The following is a 12,951-nucleotide window of genomic DNA, read 5'->3' as shown; positions in this document are numbered from 1 at the left end:
CATTCAGAAATTAATTACTCAGGAAGTATCTGCCCGGCATAATCAACAGGCAGAACAGACTCATAATTAAACAACTCTGCTCCAGACAAAGCGTTTTTAACTACAATCTTGTAAGTCCACGATTCAGAGGGGTATTGGTAGCTAGCGTCGGCTGGCAACCATGCCCTGAATTTACTTTTTTCGGGCACAGAGACAATACTACTCCCACTAGTCCTAACCTCATTGTTTTCATCCTTGTAATAAGCCGACAAAACATACGTCGCTTCTTCGTCACTGGTATTTTCCATCACTAGATAACCAGTAGGCCTAGCTCCATTAGTCGTAACCTCCCATGCGAATCTACCGGATGCCACTGGGAGCCTGGCATTGACTGTTGCATCCAGTTCAGCCTTATGACGCTCGCTGAGTGGTTCCTGGGACTGCTGAGCTGCGGAGACTTGAACCTGTCTAATTTGCTCCTGCACAGCCGCCATTTTTTTTAGGTTTTCGGGGGCATATGTATCACCTTCTTCTGCCGCCAGCTTCATCCACCGCTCAGCGAATCCAAAATCATGCTCAACATAGCGACCAAAGAGATAACAAACCCCGAGAGAATTTTTATCTCCAGCACCGAGGTGCTTTTTATTCTCGAATATCCACTTACAGGCTGACTCATGACCCTGCTCAAGAAAGATTTTTTTAGGGGTTTCAGACATTGAAAAGTCCACATTTAGATTAAACTTAACGACCTCATCTGCCAGACAAAATAATGAAAAAACCCCACAGACCAATAAGAAAACACTCTGCGGAGCGCGCATCCTTTTAAATCCCTTCATAAGCTTTAATCCCTCGGCGATTTTCAAGGTACTTGTCGCGTCAACCGTCCAACTATGAGGCTGTGTAAAAACGTTTTAGAGCAGGTTTGACGGTCAGAACCAGAACAAAAATCGCGCTCCTACGTAAATTTCGGCACTGCTGATTAACCAAGCACTGACAGATTTTACGTAGCTACGCAAGACTTCAAAACAGGGTCTACGTTTTTACACAGCCTGGGCCAATAGTAGTCTGGCGCGTTGACCGTGCGTCTCTTGCCGTTTTCTGCCGTTCGCAAGACAGGTTGGCCTGGGTCCGCTGTGAGACCTGTCTTGACTGGTCGGTATCCGCTTGGCACCATTTTTCCTGCTTAATTGCGTTCCGGCACTGGGCCCGGGAGTTCAGGCCACGACGCCTCGTGAGAGTCTGCGAGGGTTTCCGGCGGTGGTCGCCCATGCCTAATGCACTCCATCACTGCGTATTCGATTTCTTGATCAAATAGTTGCTCACCGAGGCGCACAAGCCGACGACCAATTCGGCATCCTCAAAGGATGGTTCCCGCCCCTCCTGAAGGTGTCGTCCAAACTCCGACGCATAGGCCCAGGTCTTGATCACCGCTTGGTCTAAAGGTGCTGATATGAGCATGCGATTATCATTCATGATCTTCCCAAGAGTTGCTTGATGATCACCGGTAAGCTGCCTGGCAACACACTCCAGCGAAACCATTGCGTGCTGTATCGCGCCTGTAGGATCAGGTGCTGGCCGTCGCGAGAGATCGGAGATTGCCTGGTGCAATTCGTTGCTAGCCGTAAGGTGCCCTGCTTGTAGCTCCGTTTCCCTGGCCGACTTCAGGACCACTTCAAACGACTCCGGACCTCGAATCTCGACACGGCCATCGAGCAGCTTCCACCCAATGCCATGCTCAACAAAGAATTCGTTCAAATCATCAGTGAAGTGCTGGTACGTGTCGCCGTTGTAGTTCCACTGGCCGAGGGATTCATCGACGCGCTCGATCACGTCATACACCTTGTACCATTTGCACTCACCCAGCAGCTGGACGTTTTCTTCGTGGATGTTGGGCTGCTCGCTCCAGTTCTGCTTCTTGTTGGGCAGTATCTTCAGGGCTTGGCAGATGATTTGACGAAGCTCTGACGGCTTCAGGCCGCACTCATAAACGAGCTGAATCAGGTACTCCTGCAACTCCTGCGGTGCGTCTTCGCGGACGGTGATCACTGCCTCTTCGACAGATGCGAAACCGTGACGCTTCGAGAATGAGTCCCTCATAAAACGACTCCCTATCTGTTTTCGCGGACACCAAATGAGCGTCCTCCTACGTGCTTAGCCCGCGCATTGGTGGGCTGGTGGGTTTTCTTCAATCGCCTCGTCGGAGGTCATGGCCTTTACCGATAAAGCTTCAATAGAACGAGGCCACCGATCATGACTATTGCCCACCAGATAGATCGCAGGTGGCGGATTATTTGTGGGTCCGAAAGCACAATAGGTGGAGGTTCCACGGTCCGACTGTCCTCAACGGGACGACTGGCCTCACCATGATCGTCTTCGGACAATCCCGGGGCTGGTTTGTCTCTCGGAACAATTACGAAAACAACCTCTTCGGCTTTAACCGGGTTAGATTTTTCAGTGTCCCAGCACTTTTCACTGCCATCAGGCGCTACATCGTAGGTTAGGCCGGTACCAAAAAGGCTCGTAGAGAACCTCAGGAATATTTGGTAGGCATCGAGGTCGACGTTCAATACTGGCTCAAAAGACTCAAATGGCAGCGACGTTTCGATAGAGAATGAATGCGGGTAGTCGGAATCGGTGTCTGAATCCCTCCAGGCACCAACATAATAAATGGAGCCGATCTGCCCTTCGCGGGGGGTGGTAGTAATTGAAACATCACCCTTTCTCAGAAAACCCTTTTCAATGACTCTTAGCTCCTCACTCGACTCGACGAATGCATCGAATATCATTTTTCTTCTGCTTAAGTCGGGGCCCAGCTCGTGAAAAAAACGTCGGTTAGTCAGTTCAAAGCGCAGGTGTACCATGCTGTGTCATCCAATTCTCGATAAGCCCATGGTCAGGTATAGCGGCGTTTTTTCCTATGGCCGCAGATTATGCTCTTGCTCTTCCCGGCAGTTCTCACTCATCGCCTGTAGGTAGATTGACCATCACCCCTATGTTCAATCTAGTTCCGTACCCACCTACCAATTTCGCCCTCAGCTGGAAACATGAAACACCTTGGACTCCTTGGTCCGCTATCTGGTCGACAAAGCTCGCGGCCGCATCTCTGGGCAGATAGCCGACTTTGAAGCCGTCTATAAACACTGCGCATGCATTAGCGTCATGGGGGTTATCGGGCTCGGTCAAAATGAACGCCTCGAAGTCATTGTCTACGGCCAAGCATCTGGAGTTTCGGATTTGTCTAAGAGCTGCTTGAAAATGCGATTCCCCTACAATGTTGAACCCCATATCCTTGGTGCCTCTGATTTTTCCCGTCAGCGGTGGGAGGTCCATCTTTTCTGGGCTGGGGAGTTTTTTACCGCGACGTGTTTTCTGCTCAACCTCAATGTTCGGGGGAGTTGGCTCAACATTGCGGCGAAGAAGGTAGGAGCTGCGTTCTTCTGTCGATAGCAAACGACGTTCACCAGTTGCGCTCAGTGACGATACGATCCCATCAAACTCCATGGTCTCGATGAAGCGAGCAGCTCGGTTGCACCCAATTTTGAGGTGGCGCTGGATTCCGCTGACAGAAGCCCGCTGGGACTCAAGAACGAAGCTAATCGCCTGGATGTACATAGAGTCGTCGATATCGCTATACGGTCCAGCGAGAGCGACAGACGGCTTTGATAGGTCGTTGCGAGATGGCCTAGGGTGAGCCGCAGGTTGATCTATTTCATCGGTGCGTGGGAATTGAAAAAACCTATCAAACCATGACATTTCGTTCCTTCCTTAATAGCGAATAAGGGCCATGCGTTGCATTCAGTTAGTGGCGTTCAGCCAAAGCCCGTGAAGCGGGCTGGTAGGGCAGCGATTTTTTCCCGAACTATTGGCCGCTCGATGGAAGGGTTAGGCTATCAGCACGGCTAGAACTTGCATTGCAACGCTTCGGCAGTAACCGATGCGCCTTCCGCCCAGTCTAGGTTGCTCGACACAATGAAGATGCCATTTCCACCCTTACGAGCAACCTCGTTGATTGCCTTGTTCATCGCATTGCTAGGCTTGTTGGGACCGACGCGCTGTTCTGTGCTGACGACGCCGAGCGACTGACACAAACGTTCCTTCTGACTGGCGGTGACGATTTGAACCTTCTCTGCGCCGGATTCGAGAGGCGTTGCGCAACCAGTGAGCGACAACAGGGCCAAAGCGGATGCAATGAGTGTGATACGGGCTTTCATGCGTAGGGTTCCTTCCTGGCAACCGGCCTTCCCGGCGCCTCTACTGGCTCAGCCCCGCGTTTTTAGGGCGAGGCCTGTCGTGTACCTGTACGGCTTTTCCGTGCTACTTCGGTTGATCTTCGATACCGGAATTGTCGGGCATCAGTGCGCCATGCAACGGGACTTCGTGCAGCTCGAACATACGGTAGCCTGCTACAGCAATGCCGCCCGGATGCCCCCGTTGCCAAGCCTTCAGTTGCGCGTCGTAGTCCTCCCAGCTTTCGATATCAACAGGGCACTCAGGCACGCTGATGTGGTAGTCGATCAGGTCGGCCTGCCATTCCTCGGCCTGGGCGCGGCCTTGGAAGGCACGAAGCGGGACGGGCGGCTGCCCGATGGCGGTTGCCATGATCAGAAAAATGCTGCCTCGGGCTGCATTATTGCTCATGTGAAGTTTCCTTACTTCAAGTACGCTAAGACAGCCACCACTACGCTTGCAATTGCAGCCATGCCAGCCACAACCGCAACAGCAACAGACGCCCAGGTAGCGCGACGCTGTGAACTCTGAAGCGCCATTAGCTTCAGATCTGTTTGTTGGCGACTAAGGTCGTCGTACTCGCGAAACAACCGCTCAGCGTCGTGTCGGGCAGTTTGAAGCCGATGCTCGACTTGGATTTGAGCATCAGGATCACCGTATCCGCTGCCAGATTGGTGCATTGACTTGGCTAAATTGGAAGCGGTATCACTCGCCCTGATCCACTTGGCACGCGCTAGGTCGATGTCGTTCATTGCTCCGATTTTCCTTTAATCCGGCTTGCTCGCCTTGAGGTGTACGTTCAGTGCATTGCGAAGGTACTGGACGGGCTCAGGCATGGGATGGCTTTTGCCCGGTTTGGTCTTGCGCACATGCTTGGCGTACTCCCGCTCGACCTTCTCCCAGTCCTTCGGGTACTGAGCCTGGAACGCAGCCAGGAACTGTTCAAAACTGAAACCTGCGTCAAGAGTGCCAACCGTGGCACTGACCTTCTCAGCTTTCTTCGTGATTACGCTCATGGATACTCCCTGTTGTTTTCACGGACGCGAAAATGGGTTGTGACGATATCGTTATCAACGAAGCTCATCGAGAGCGGAATTTCCCTAGAGCCTCAACCACTCTCTCCATCAAAGATCGAAGGACCACATAGCTGTAAGTAAACATCTCCAGTACCTCCCCAGAAAAAGCGATTCATCAGACCTCAGGTTTCTTACGGAAAAATTCGACCTCTAACTTGATTCTGCTCCCAGATCCATATGGGCCAGCATCATGCCAACTACCATCTTTCGCTGCTTGTTACTGCTCTCGCTGGCTATCGTCGATGGCAACAGCTATGCCGCATCTGGTCATGAGCAGGATCAGCTCAGCCTAGTCCAGCAGCAGCTCGATATTATCGAACGCCTTGCAACGCAAGCTGAGGTAGCCAGCACGGCTGAACCAGTCGAGCGCTATCGCTTCGACTATCTCCGTCTTTCCCAAGACATCCAGCGCATCCGCCACGGTGTGCAGGGCTACCTTTCCCCCTCCCGTGCTCAACCTCGCGATCCCAGTGAACTGGTCGGCGACTACCGCCTCGACACTCCGTCCGTGGAGCCCTCGCCATGAGCATGACTGAGGCTCAGACCGCTGCCTTTCAAAACGCCTCCGGTTTCTCACCGCAGAGCAGTTCGACGCTCTGGCTGTCCCTGGTTCTCGTCCTGGCTTTGCTGTGGTGTGCCTGGGTGATGTGGACGGCTTACCGGGGTTGGGCGGCTGGCAGCGTGCGCTTCGGTGCGTTGGGCGGCAGCGCCGCCCGCGTCCTGCTCGTGTTGTTGGTTCTGATGTTCTTCACCCTTTCCTAATCCAGGAGATCGTCGTCATGTTCAAGTGCCTTGTCCCCCTGAAAAACAACCTGCGTGATCGTGCGACCCAACGCTTGATCGGTCTGCTGCTGGTGCTCGGCCCAAGCCTGGCTTTCGCCGAGCTCCCCACCATGGAAGCCCCCTCGCGCGGCGAAGGCTCCGGGTTGATCGAGACGATCAAAAACTACGCCTACGACGGCGGTATCCTGCTCGGCCTGCTGATCGCCCTGCTCGCGTTTCTCGGCGTGGCCTGGCATTCCCTGACCGTCTATGCCGACGTGCAGAACCAGCGCAAGACCTGGAAGGACTTAGGTGCGGTGGTCGGTATCGGTGCTCTGTTGGTGGTGATCATCATCTGGTTCCTGACCAAGGCTGCCGCGATTCTGTGAGGTCGGCATGAACGACAAAATCGAACATCTTGCCGACGGCACCTTGGTCTTTCTGCCAGAGCGACTCAATCGTGATCCCGCCGTATTGCGCGGTTTAACCAATGATGAGATGTGGGTAGCGCTCGGCACCGGCGCCGTCATTGGCCTGCTGCTGGGCGTTCCTCTGGCGATCGCCACCGCCTCCATTGCCGTGGCGCCGACCAGCATGATCGCAAGCATGGCCGTGGTGTTATTGGCCGGTGGCACACTACTGCGTCGGGCCAAACGGGCTCGCCCCGAGACCTGGTTGTACCGCAAGCTCGAATGGATACTCGCCAGCCGTTGGCGCCTGGGGCGCGGCAGTTTGATTCTCCACTCTGGCGCCTGGACGGTTCGCCGTTCGCATCGACTGCGCCCTGCCCTGTCCCGGTGGCAACCATGAGTCGTTTTCGGAATAAGGTGGACGCCCAACAGGCCCATATCTTCAGCCTGCGTCTGGCGGTAATAATCCTTGCCCTGGTCTGTGCCGGGCTCTGGTACGGCTGGCGCTCGGCACCGACCGATCTGACCGTGCATGTACCACCGGATCTGCGCTCGGGCAGCACTCGCAAGTGGTGGGATATCCCCTCAGAGAATGTCTATGCCTTTGCCCTGTACATCTTTGGTCAGCTCAACCGCTGGCCCTCAGATGGAGAGCAGGACTATCGCCGCGCCATCTATGGCTTACAGTCCTACCTGACACCCGCCTGCAAGGCCTTCCTTGACGGTGATTATGAGTACCGCAAGGCCGCCGGCGAACTGCGTCAGCGAGTTCGTGGCGTCTACGAAATTCTGGGTCGAGGCTACAGCGAGGATCCTGAACTCCGGGTCAAGCAACTCGACCGCGACAGCTGGTTGGTCAAGCTCGATCTCAATGCCGATGAGTATTACGCCGCCGAACCGGTGAAACGGGTGGTGGTGCGTTATCCATTGCGCGTGGTGCGTTTCGACCTGGACCCCGAACGCAATAAGTGGGGGCTGGCACTGGATTGTTATCAGGGCACGCCGCAAAAAATCTCCCTGCCTGGAGGTGAGCCATGAAGCGGATGTCTACCCTGGGAGTGACAGTCGCACTGATGTTATGGGGAGTTGCAGCGCAGGCCGTCGAGCTGATGCACTGGGAACGCCTCCCTCTCGCGGTCCCACTGGTGATCAATCAGGAGCGGGTGATCTTTGTCGATGAGGCTGTTCGAGTCGGCGTGCCCTCAACCCTGACGGACAAGCTGCGCGTGCAGTCAACCGGCGGCACGCTGTACTTGCGCGCGTCAGAAGCCATTGCCCCGACTCGACTGCAACTCCAATCGGTCGCGACGGGCGAGATTATCCTCCTGGATATCGCGGCCACGCCTGGTGATCAACCGTTGGAGCCCCTGCGTATTCTCAAGAATGTTCCGGTGCAAGCTACCGAGACTGAATCGAGCACCGTACCTGTTCCAGAACGTACACCGATCCCGGTCGCTTTGACGCGCTATGCCGCACAGAGCCTGTACGCGCCGCTGCGCACCGTAGAATCCCTACCCGGCGTACGCCGCGTACCACTCAAGCTGCGCACCGAACTGCCGACCCTGTTGCCGACCGAAAACGTTTCCAGCACACCTATCGCCGCCTGGCGACTCGGTGATTACTGGGTGACGGCGGTGAAGTTGCGCAATCGTAGTTCAGAGACGGTGCAACTCGACCCGCGTCGGCTTCAGGCCAAGCTGTTCGCCGCGACATTCCAGCATGCTTTCCTCGGGCCTGTCGGCAGTGCTGAAGACACCACGATTGCCTACCTCGTCACCCGCGGTGCCGGCCTCGAGCACGCCGTGCTGCTCCCGCCCGTTGCGCGAGGTGCTGACGATGAAAGCTAACGCCTTGCTCAAATGGCTGGTACCGGCTGCGCTGTTGGCCGTGGTATTTATCATCCTGAAAACTTGGGTCCCGGGTAGTACTCCCTCTCCAGAGCACCCAGTTGATCAGGGCAACATCCAGTTATCCGCCGAGCAAGCCAAGTCGCTCGGCATTGCGGGCGACACCCCACGCGACACCGTCGCCACCCTGGTCGGCCAGGTGAAGGCCATGCGCAGCGACATGCTCGGTTTGAAGAAACACAACGATTCACTGCAGACGGAGAACAACCGCCTGCGCGAGCGGGAAAACAGCGTCGATTCGCGCATCCAGACGGCGCTTGGCAGCGTGACCCAGCAGGTCGACGAAGGCCGCCGCCAAGCCAACGAGGCCCGACTCAAAGCGGAACAAGACAGTCGCCAGGCCCGCGGTCTGCTGACGCAATTGCAGGAACAGCTGTCGGGGCTGACTGGCAAAGGCAAGGACATGCCAATCGGATTGGGGCTTGAGCCGGGCGACGGTGCTCAGTTCGAAGGGCGGCATTCTGACAATGATGCGCTGCAGTGGATTGAACCCTCGGATGCTCCGCCCACCGACGCCCGAGGCAAAACCAAGACCTCCCCCGCACTGAGTCTGCCGACTGCCTTCAACTCACTGGAAGGCTTGAAAGATAACGCCATTGATCGCAGCCAGAAACAGCTACGTGCAGCCACCCAGGGTGAGCGTGACCTGACCCGGTCCGTTGATCGGACTGAAGGCGCGAAGCCGGTCTACACCATTCCCGAAAACGCGACACTGATGGGCTCGGTCGCCATGACCGCGCTGATCGGCCGAGTCCCGGTGGACGGTACAGTGAATGATCCCTACCCCTTCAAGGTGCTGGTCGGTCCCGAGAACCTGACTGCCAACGGCATCGACCTGCCGGACGTTGCGGGTGCCGTCATGAGCGGCACGGCGTCTGGGGACTGGACCCTGTCTTGTGTACGCGGACAGGTCGAGTCAATCACCTTTGTGTTTACCGATGGCACCATCCGCACGGTGCCTAAGCCGAAGGCGGTAGCCAGCCGCAACGCCTCCACCACCCAAAGCTCGAACACCGACAAGATTCGTGGCGGACTCGGCTACCTGTCCGATCCGTATGGCATTCCTTGCATCGCCGGCGAGCGTCGCTCGAACGCTCAGCAATACCTCGGTAGCCAGAGCTTGATCACCGCAGCCGGCGCCGGAGTTGCTGCCTTGCTCGGGGATGAGCAGAACAACAGCAACGTGATCAGTTCGGGCGGTAGTACGCTCGGGGTCGCCAGCAGCAGTGGCAATAGCGCGCTGAATTCAATTCTCAGTGGTGGGGTCAGCGACATCCGTGAGTGGATCAACAAACTCTATGGCGAGACCTTTGCTGCCGTGTACGTGCCACCGGCCGCCCAAGTCGCGCTGCACCTCGACCATGAGATCACCATCGACTACGAGCCAAAGGGCCGGAGCGTTCGCCATGAAAAAGACCATGCTTCTCTACCTGACCTGGATTAGCGTGTTTTCCTTAGTTCTGACGGGGTGTTCCACCGACAAGGAGACGCTGCTGCCCCATGGCGAGCAAACCATGCTGGACATTTGGAACGGTACCGGTTCGCAAGGTACTCAGCAGCAACTGCTGGATGCTCGGAAGCAGTTACGCCGTCCGCTGGACCAGTCAGATTTCTTCGCCTCTCTCCAAGAACCTTACACGCGCACAGCGACGAACGAGATCCACAATTTGTTCCCTCGCCTGCCCAATCCCGATCTGGTGCTGTACGTGTATCCGCATTTGAGTGGTACCGAACAGGCACCGGTCCCGGGTTACTCGACCGTCTTTCCGTTCTACCAACGGGTGCAGTACGCATTGCCGGGTGAACGTCAGGAAGACTTGTAGTGCGTACCGGCGATTCGCGGAACCGTGCTCCTGCGTGGAAAGCCTGGCGCAACCCATTGCGCCCTCGCGCCACCTTGGCCGATGACGCCGCACTCTATGCGCACAATCCCAGCTTCACCGATCACCTGCCGTGGGTCGAATACCTCGACACCGAGCAGTGTTTTCTGCTCGATGACAATCGCTCGGTGGGTGCGGTGTTCGAGCTACTGCCCATCGGCACCGAAGGGCGCGAACCCGATTGGTTGATGGCCGCCCGCGATGCCCTCGAGGATGCCCTGCAAGACAGCTTTGACGAGCTGGATCAAGCGCCTTGGGTGGCGCAGTTTTTCTGCCTGGATGATAACGACTTTACCCCCTACCTGACCCGGCTCATTGGCTATGTTCGGGACAGCGCGCGAGGCACGGTCTTCACCGAGGCGTATTTGCAACTCACTCGCCGCCATCTGAAGGCCATCGCCAAGCCGGGAGGACTGTTCGAGGACAAGACAGTCACACGCTTGCCCTGGCGTGGCAATAACCGCCGGGTGCGCTTGGTGATCTATCGCTGGCTCGAGTCTGACGCTGAGGAGACGGGACTCAGCCCGGTGCAATCCCTGCAACAGGCTTGCGAACGTATCGCGGCTTCGTTGCAGGCGTGCGGGGTGCAATCGACGCGAGTCGATGGCCGAGGTCTGTATGCCTGGCTGCTGCCCTGGTTCAATCCAGCGCCCACGCTCACCGATGATGCCCCCGAGGAGTTCTACCGCCGCGTGACCTATCCGGAGCCGGGCGATGACGAGTCGCTGGAACTGCCCTTCGATCACGATTTCGCCGAGCGCCTATTTTTCAATGAGCCGCATTCGGACGTCCAACGTGGACTCTGGTACTTCGATGGTCAGCCCCATCGGGTCATGGTAGTGGACAAGCTGCGCCGGGCGCCCTTGATTGGCCAACTCACTGGCGAAACCCGCAAGGGTGACGCGGTGAATGCCCTGTTCGACCAGTTACCTGAAGGGACGGTGATGAGTCTGACCCTGGTGGTCAAACCGCAGGATGTACTTGAGGAGCAGTTGAACCGATTGGCGCGCAAGGCCATCGGTGAAAACCTGGCCTCGACCCAGACCCGTCAGGATGTTGAAGAGGCTCGCGCGATCATCGGCCGCCAGCACAAGCTGTATCGGGGCACCCTGGCGTTCTACGTGTGCGGTCACGATGAACAGCAACTGCACCAGCGCTCGGTCAGCCTGGCTAACGCGCTGTTGGGCGCGGGGCTGCAACCGGTACGCGAAGGCGATGAAGTCGCCGCCTGCAACAGTTACCTGCGTTGGTTACCGATGGCTTACAACCCGGCCCGCGACACGCGCAACTGGTACACGCGTTTGATGTTCGCCCAGCACCTGGCGAACCTGGTTCCGGTGTGGGGTCGCAGCACCGGCACCGGCCACCCGGGCATCACCCTGTTCAATCGTGGCGGCTCGCCGTTGAGTTTCGATCCGTTGTCACGCCTGGACCGGGCCATGAATGGTCATCTGCTGTTGTTCGGCCCCACCGGCGCCGGCAAGTCGGCCACCCTCGTCACCCTGCTGATGCAGGTCATGGCGGTGTACCGCCCTCGCCTGTTTATCGTCGAGGCCGGCAACTCCTTCGGTTTGCAGGGCGACTACTTCGCGACACAGGGCCTGTCGGTCAACAAGGTCCAATTGAAACCTGGCGCCTCGGTTAGCCTCGCGCCCTTTGTCGATGCCTGGCGCCTGGTCGAGCAACCGGATCAGGTGGCGAGTCTGTCGATTGATGAGCTGGACGATGAGGCGGTAGCCAGTCGCGAAGACCAGCGCGATGTGCTCGGTGAATTGGAAATCACCGCTCGCCTGATGATCACCGGTGGCGAGGCCAAGGAAGAAGCGCGCCTGAGTCGAGCCGATCGCAGCTTGATCCGCGAGTGCATCCTCGATGCGGCGCAGACCTGCGGCACGGCGGGTCGCCAGGTACTGACTCACGACGTGCGCGACGCCTTGCTGCGCGTCGCCGCCGACCCGCACTTGCCGGAGAAGCGTCGTGAGCGTGCCCAGGAAATGGGCGAGTCCATCGACCTGTTTTGCCAGGGTTTCGAGGGTGAACTGTTCGACCGCGAGGGCACATCTTGGCCCGAGAACGATGTGACCATTGTCGACCTGGCCACCTATGCTCGCGAAGGCTACGAAGCCCAGATGTCCATCAGCTACATCAGCCTGATGAACACCGTGAACAATCTCGCCGAGCGCGACCAGTACCTGGGCCGGCCGATCATCATGGTCACCGACGAGGGTCATATCATCACCAAGAACCCGTTGCTGGCACCGTTCGTGGTCAAGGGCACGAAGATGTGGCGCAAGCTCGGTGCCTGGTTCTGGCTCGCCACACAGAACCTTGCCGACTTCCCCGCGGCCGCGCAGACCATGCTCAACATGATCGAGTGGTGGATTTGTTTGAACATGCCGCCCGCGGAAATCGAAGAAATCGCACGGTTCAAGAAACTCACGCCGGCACAGAAAGCCTTGTTGCTCTCCGCCAGCAAGGAACCGGGCAAATACACTGAGGGGGTCGTGCTGTCGAAGAAGCTCGAAACGCTGTTTCGAGCCGTGCCGCCCAGCCTTTACCTCGCCCTGGCCATGACGGAGCCCGAGGAAAAAGCCGAGCGCTGGACACTGATGCAGGACAACGGCTGCTCAGAGTTGGAAGCGGCTTACCGGGTAGCCGAACGGATCGATAGGGCGCGAGGCATAGAACCCGCATAGGGAAATCTATTCAG

The 12,951-nt window shown here is 57.2% G+C and carries 17 protein-coding genes; 9 read left to right on the top strand and 8 right to left on the bottom strand.

The genetic code is table 11. The features are described from left to right. Positions 1–14: 14 nt before the first annotated feature. The 8 genes from ACMTA2_RS17050 to ACMTA2_RS17015 form a co-directional block, all read right to left on the bottom strand. Positions 15–815, bottom strand: a complete 801-nt coding sequence (locus ACMTA2_RS17050; RefSeq protein ID WP_413790921.1) for an SEL1-like repeat protein — start codon at positions 813–815, stop codon at positions 15–17. Between the two features lie 448 nt (positions 816–1,263). Then, positions 1,264–2,076 (bottom strand): AbiJ-NTD4 domain-containing protein, encoded by an 813-nt coding sequence (locus ACMTA2_RS17045; RefSeq protein ID WP_413790920.1) that lies wholly within the window; start codon positions 2,074–2,076, stop codon positions 1,264–1,266. Between the two features lie 116 nt (positions 2,077–2,192). After that, complete coding sequence (locus ACMTA2_RS17040; protein WP_413790919.1) at positions 2,193–2,840, bottom strand: hypothetical protein; 648 nt, start codon at positions 2,838–2,840, stop codon at positions 2,193–2,195. A 94-nt stretch (positions 2,841–2,934) separates the two neighbouring features. After that, positions 2,935–3,732 (bottom strand): DNA translocase FtsK, encoded by a 798-nt coding sequence (locus ACMTA2_RS17035; protein WP_413790918.1) that lies wholly within the window; start codon positions 3,730–3,732, stop codon positions 2,935–2,937. A 146-nt stretch (positions 3,733–3,878) separates the two neighbouring features. Next, entirely contained in the window at positions 3,879–4,190 is a 312-nt protein-coding gene (locus tag ACMTA2_RS17030) for a DUF4156 domain-containing protein (protein ID WP_413790917.1), read from the bottom strand. Between the two features lie 103 nt (positions 4,191–4,293). Continuing rightward, positions 4,294–4,617: a hypothetical protein gene (locus ACMTA2_RS17025; RefSeq protein ID WP_413790916.1), complete on the bottom strand. Its 324-nt coding sequence runs from the start codon at positions 4,615–4,617 to the stop codon at positions 4,294–4,296. An 11-nt stretch (positions 4,618–4,628) separates the two neighbouring features. Beyond that, positions 4,629–4,958 (bottom strand): hypothetical protein, encoded by a 330-nt coding sequence (locus ACMTA2_RS17020; RefSeq protein WP_413790915.1) that lies wholly within the window; start codon positions 4,956–4,958, stop codon positions 4,629–4,631. 15 nt (positions 4,959–4,973) lie between these two features. Next, positions 4,974–5,222: a hypothetical protein gene (locus ACMTA2_RS17015; RefSeq protein WP_413790914.1), complete on the bottom strand. Its 249-nt coding sequence runs from the start codon at positions 5,220–5,222 to the stop codon at positions 4,974–4,976. A 250-nt stretch (positions 5,223–5,472) separates the two neighbouring features. Here ACMTA2_RS17015 and ACMTA2_RS17010 point away from each other — a divergent pair, with 250 nt between their 5' ends. Genes ACMTA2_RS17010 through ACMTA2_RS16970 form a run of 9 tightly spaced genes read left to right on the top strand, consistent with a single transcriptional unit; the run spans position 5,473 to position 12,937 of the window. Continuing rightward, entirely contained in the window at positions 5,473–5,808 is a 336-nt protein-coding gene (locus ACMTA2_RS17010) for an integrative conjugative element protein, RAQPRD family (protein ID WP_413790913.1), read from the top strand. Continuing rightward, positions 5,805–6,044 (top strand): TIGR03758 family integrating conjugative element protein, encoded by a 240-nt coding sequence (locus tag ACMTA2_RS17005; protein WP_161549007.1) that lies wholly within the window; start codon positions 5,805–5,807, stop codon positions 6,042–6,044. The genes ACMTA2_RS17010 and ACMTA2_RS17005 overlap by 4 nt, the downstream gene beginning before the upstream one ends. 17 nt (positions 6,045–6,061) lie before the next feature. Next, the gene (locus ACMTA2_RS17000; protein WP_413790912.1) at positions 6,062–6,433 is read left to right on the top strand and encodes a TIGR03745 family integrating conjugative element membrane protein; all 372 of its coding nucleotides are present in this window, start codon (positions 6,062–6,064) and stop codon (positions 6,431–6,433) included. A 7-nt stretch (positions 6,434–6,440) separates the two neighbouring features. Further along, positions 6,441–6,854, top strand: coding sequence for a TIGR03750 family conjugal transfer protein (locus ACMTA2_RS16995; RefSeq protein WP_413790911.1), 414 nt, complete (start codon positions 6,441–6,443; stop codon positions 6,852–6,854). Next, the gene (locus ACMTA2_RS16990) at positions 6,851–7,492 is read left to right on the top strand and encodes a PFL_4703 family integrating conjugative element protein (protein ID WP_413790910.1); all 642 of its coding nucleotides are present in this window, start codon (positions 6,851–6,853) and stop codon (positions 7,490–7,492) included. Before ACMTA2_RS16995 ends, ACMTA2_RS16990 begins: the two co-directional genes overlap by 4 nt. After that, positions 7,489–8,301, top strand: coding sequence for a TIGR03749 family integrating conjugative element protein (locus tag ACMTA2_RS16985; protein WP_413790909.1), 813 nt, complete (start codon positions 7,489–7,491; stop codon positions 8,299–8,301). The genes ACMTA2_RS16990 and ACMTA2_RS16985 overlap by 4 nt, the downstream gene beginning before the upstream one ends. Further along, positions 8,291–9,805: a TIGR03752 family integrating conjugative element protein gene (locus tag ACMTA2_RS16980; RefSeq protein WP_413790908.1), complete on the top strand. Its 1,515-nt coding sequence runs from the start codon at positions 8,291–8,293 to the stop codon at positions 9,803–9,805. Before ACMTA2_RS16985 ends, ACMTA2_RS16980 begins: the two co-directional genes overlap by 11 nt. Beyond that, a complete protein-coding gene (locus tag ACMTA2_RS16975) occupies positions 9,768–10,184 on the top strand; it encodes a TIGR03751 family conjugal transfer lipoprotein (protein WP_413790907.1) in 417 nt (138 codons plus the stop codon). The genes ACMTA2_RS16980 and ACMTA2_RS16975 overlap by 38 nt, the downstream gene beginning before the upstream one ends. After that, on the top strand, positions 10,184–12,937 hold the full coding sequence (locus ACMTA2_RS16970; RefSeq protein ID WP_413790906.1) for a conjugative transfer ATPase: 2,754 nt from the start codon (positions 10,184–10,186) through the stop codon (positions 12,935–12,937). The genes ACMTA2_RS16975 and ACMTA2_RS16970 overlap by 1 nt, the downstream gene beginning before the upstream one ends. The last annotated feature ends 14 nt before the right edge of the window (positions 12,938–12,951 follow it).

It is taken from the genome of Pseudomonas medicaginis, from assembly GCF_965119365.1.
Lineage (GTDB): Bacteria > Pseudomonadota > Gammaproteobacteria > Pseudomonadales > Pseudomonadaceae > Aquipseudomonas.
Note: the sequence above shows the minus strand (reverse complement) of the source record. Positions and strands in the feature narration are given on the sequence as shown.

What these genes read in the sequence shown, in the direction of transcription:
- ACMTA2_RS17040 (WP_413790919.1), bottom strand. Translation starts at nt 2,840, where the DNA reads ATGGTACACCTGCGCTTTGAACTGACTAACCGACGTTTTTTTCACGAG.
- ACMTA2_RS16975 (WP_413790907.1), top strand. Translation starts at nt 9,768, where the DNA reads ATGAAAAAGACCATGCTTCTCTACCTGACCTGGATTAGCGTGTTTTCC.
- ACMTA2_RS16985 (WP_413790909.1), top strand. Translation starts at nt 7,489, where the DNA reads ATGAAGCGGATGTCTACCCTGGGAGTGACAGTCGCACTGATGTTATGG.
- ACMTA2_RS17045 (WP_413790920.1), bottom strand. Translation starts at nt 2,076, where the DNA reads ATGAGGGACTCATTCTCGAAGCGTCACGGTTTCGCATCTGTCGAAGAG.
- ACMTA2_RS17050 (WP_413790921.1), bottom strand. Translation starts at nt 815, where the DNA reads ATGAAGGGATTTAAAAGGATGCGCGCTCCGCAGAGTGTTTTCTTATTG.
- ACMTA2_RS16990 (WP_413790910.1), top strand. Translation starts at nt 6,851, where the DNA reads ATGAGTCGTTTTCGGAATAAGGTGGACGCCCAACAGGCCCATATCTTC.
- ACMTA2_RS17025 (WP_413790916.1), bottom strand. Translation starts at nt 4,617, where the DNA reads ATGAGCAATAATGCAGCCCGAGGCAGCATTTTTCTGATCATGGCAACC.
- ACMTA2_RS17005 (WP_161549007.1), top strand. Translation starts at nt 5,805, where the DNA reads ATGAGCATGACTGAGGCTCAGACCGCTGCCTTTCAAAACGCCTCCGGT.
- ACMTA2_RS17010 (WP_413790913.1), top strand. Translation starts at nt 5,473, where the DNA reads ATGCCAACTACCATCTTTCGCTGCTTGTTACTGCTCTCGCTGGCTATC.
- ACMTA2_RS17000 (WP_413790912.1), top strand. Translation starts at nt 6,062, where the DNA reads ATGTTCAAGTGCCTTGTCCCCCTGAAAAACAACCTGCGTGATCGTGCG.
- ACMTA2_RS16980 (WP_413790908.1), top strand. Translation starts at nt 8,291, where the DNA reads ATGAAAGCTAACGCCTTGCTCAAATGGCTGGTACCGGCTGCGCTGTTG.
- ACMTA2_RS17035 (WP_413790918.1), bottom strand. Translation starts at nt 3,732, where the DNA reads ATGTCATGGTTTGATAGGTTTTTTCAATTCCCACGCACCGATGAAATA.
- ACMTA2_RS17015 (WP_413790914.1), bottom strand. Translation starts at nt 5,222, where the DNA reads ATGAGCGTAATCACGAAGAAAGCTGAGAAGGTCAGTGCCACGGTTGGC.
- ACMTA2_RS17030 (WP_413790917.1), bottom strand. Translation starts at nt 4,190, where the DNA reads ATGAAAGCCCGTATCACACTCATTGCATCCGCTTTGGCCCTGTTGTCG.
- ACMTA2_RS17020 (WP_413790915.1), bottom strand. Translation starts at nt 4,958, where the DNA reads ATGAACGACATCGACCTAGCGCGTGCCAAGTGGATCAGGGCGAGTGAT.
- ACMTA2_RS16995 (WP_413790911.1), top strand. Translation starts at nt 6,441, where the DNA reads ATGAACGACAAAATCGAACATCTTGCCGACGGCACCTTGGTCTTTCTG.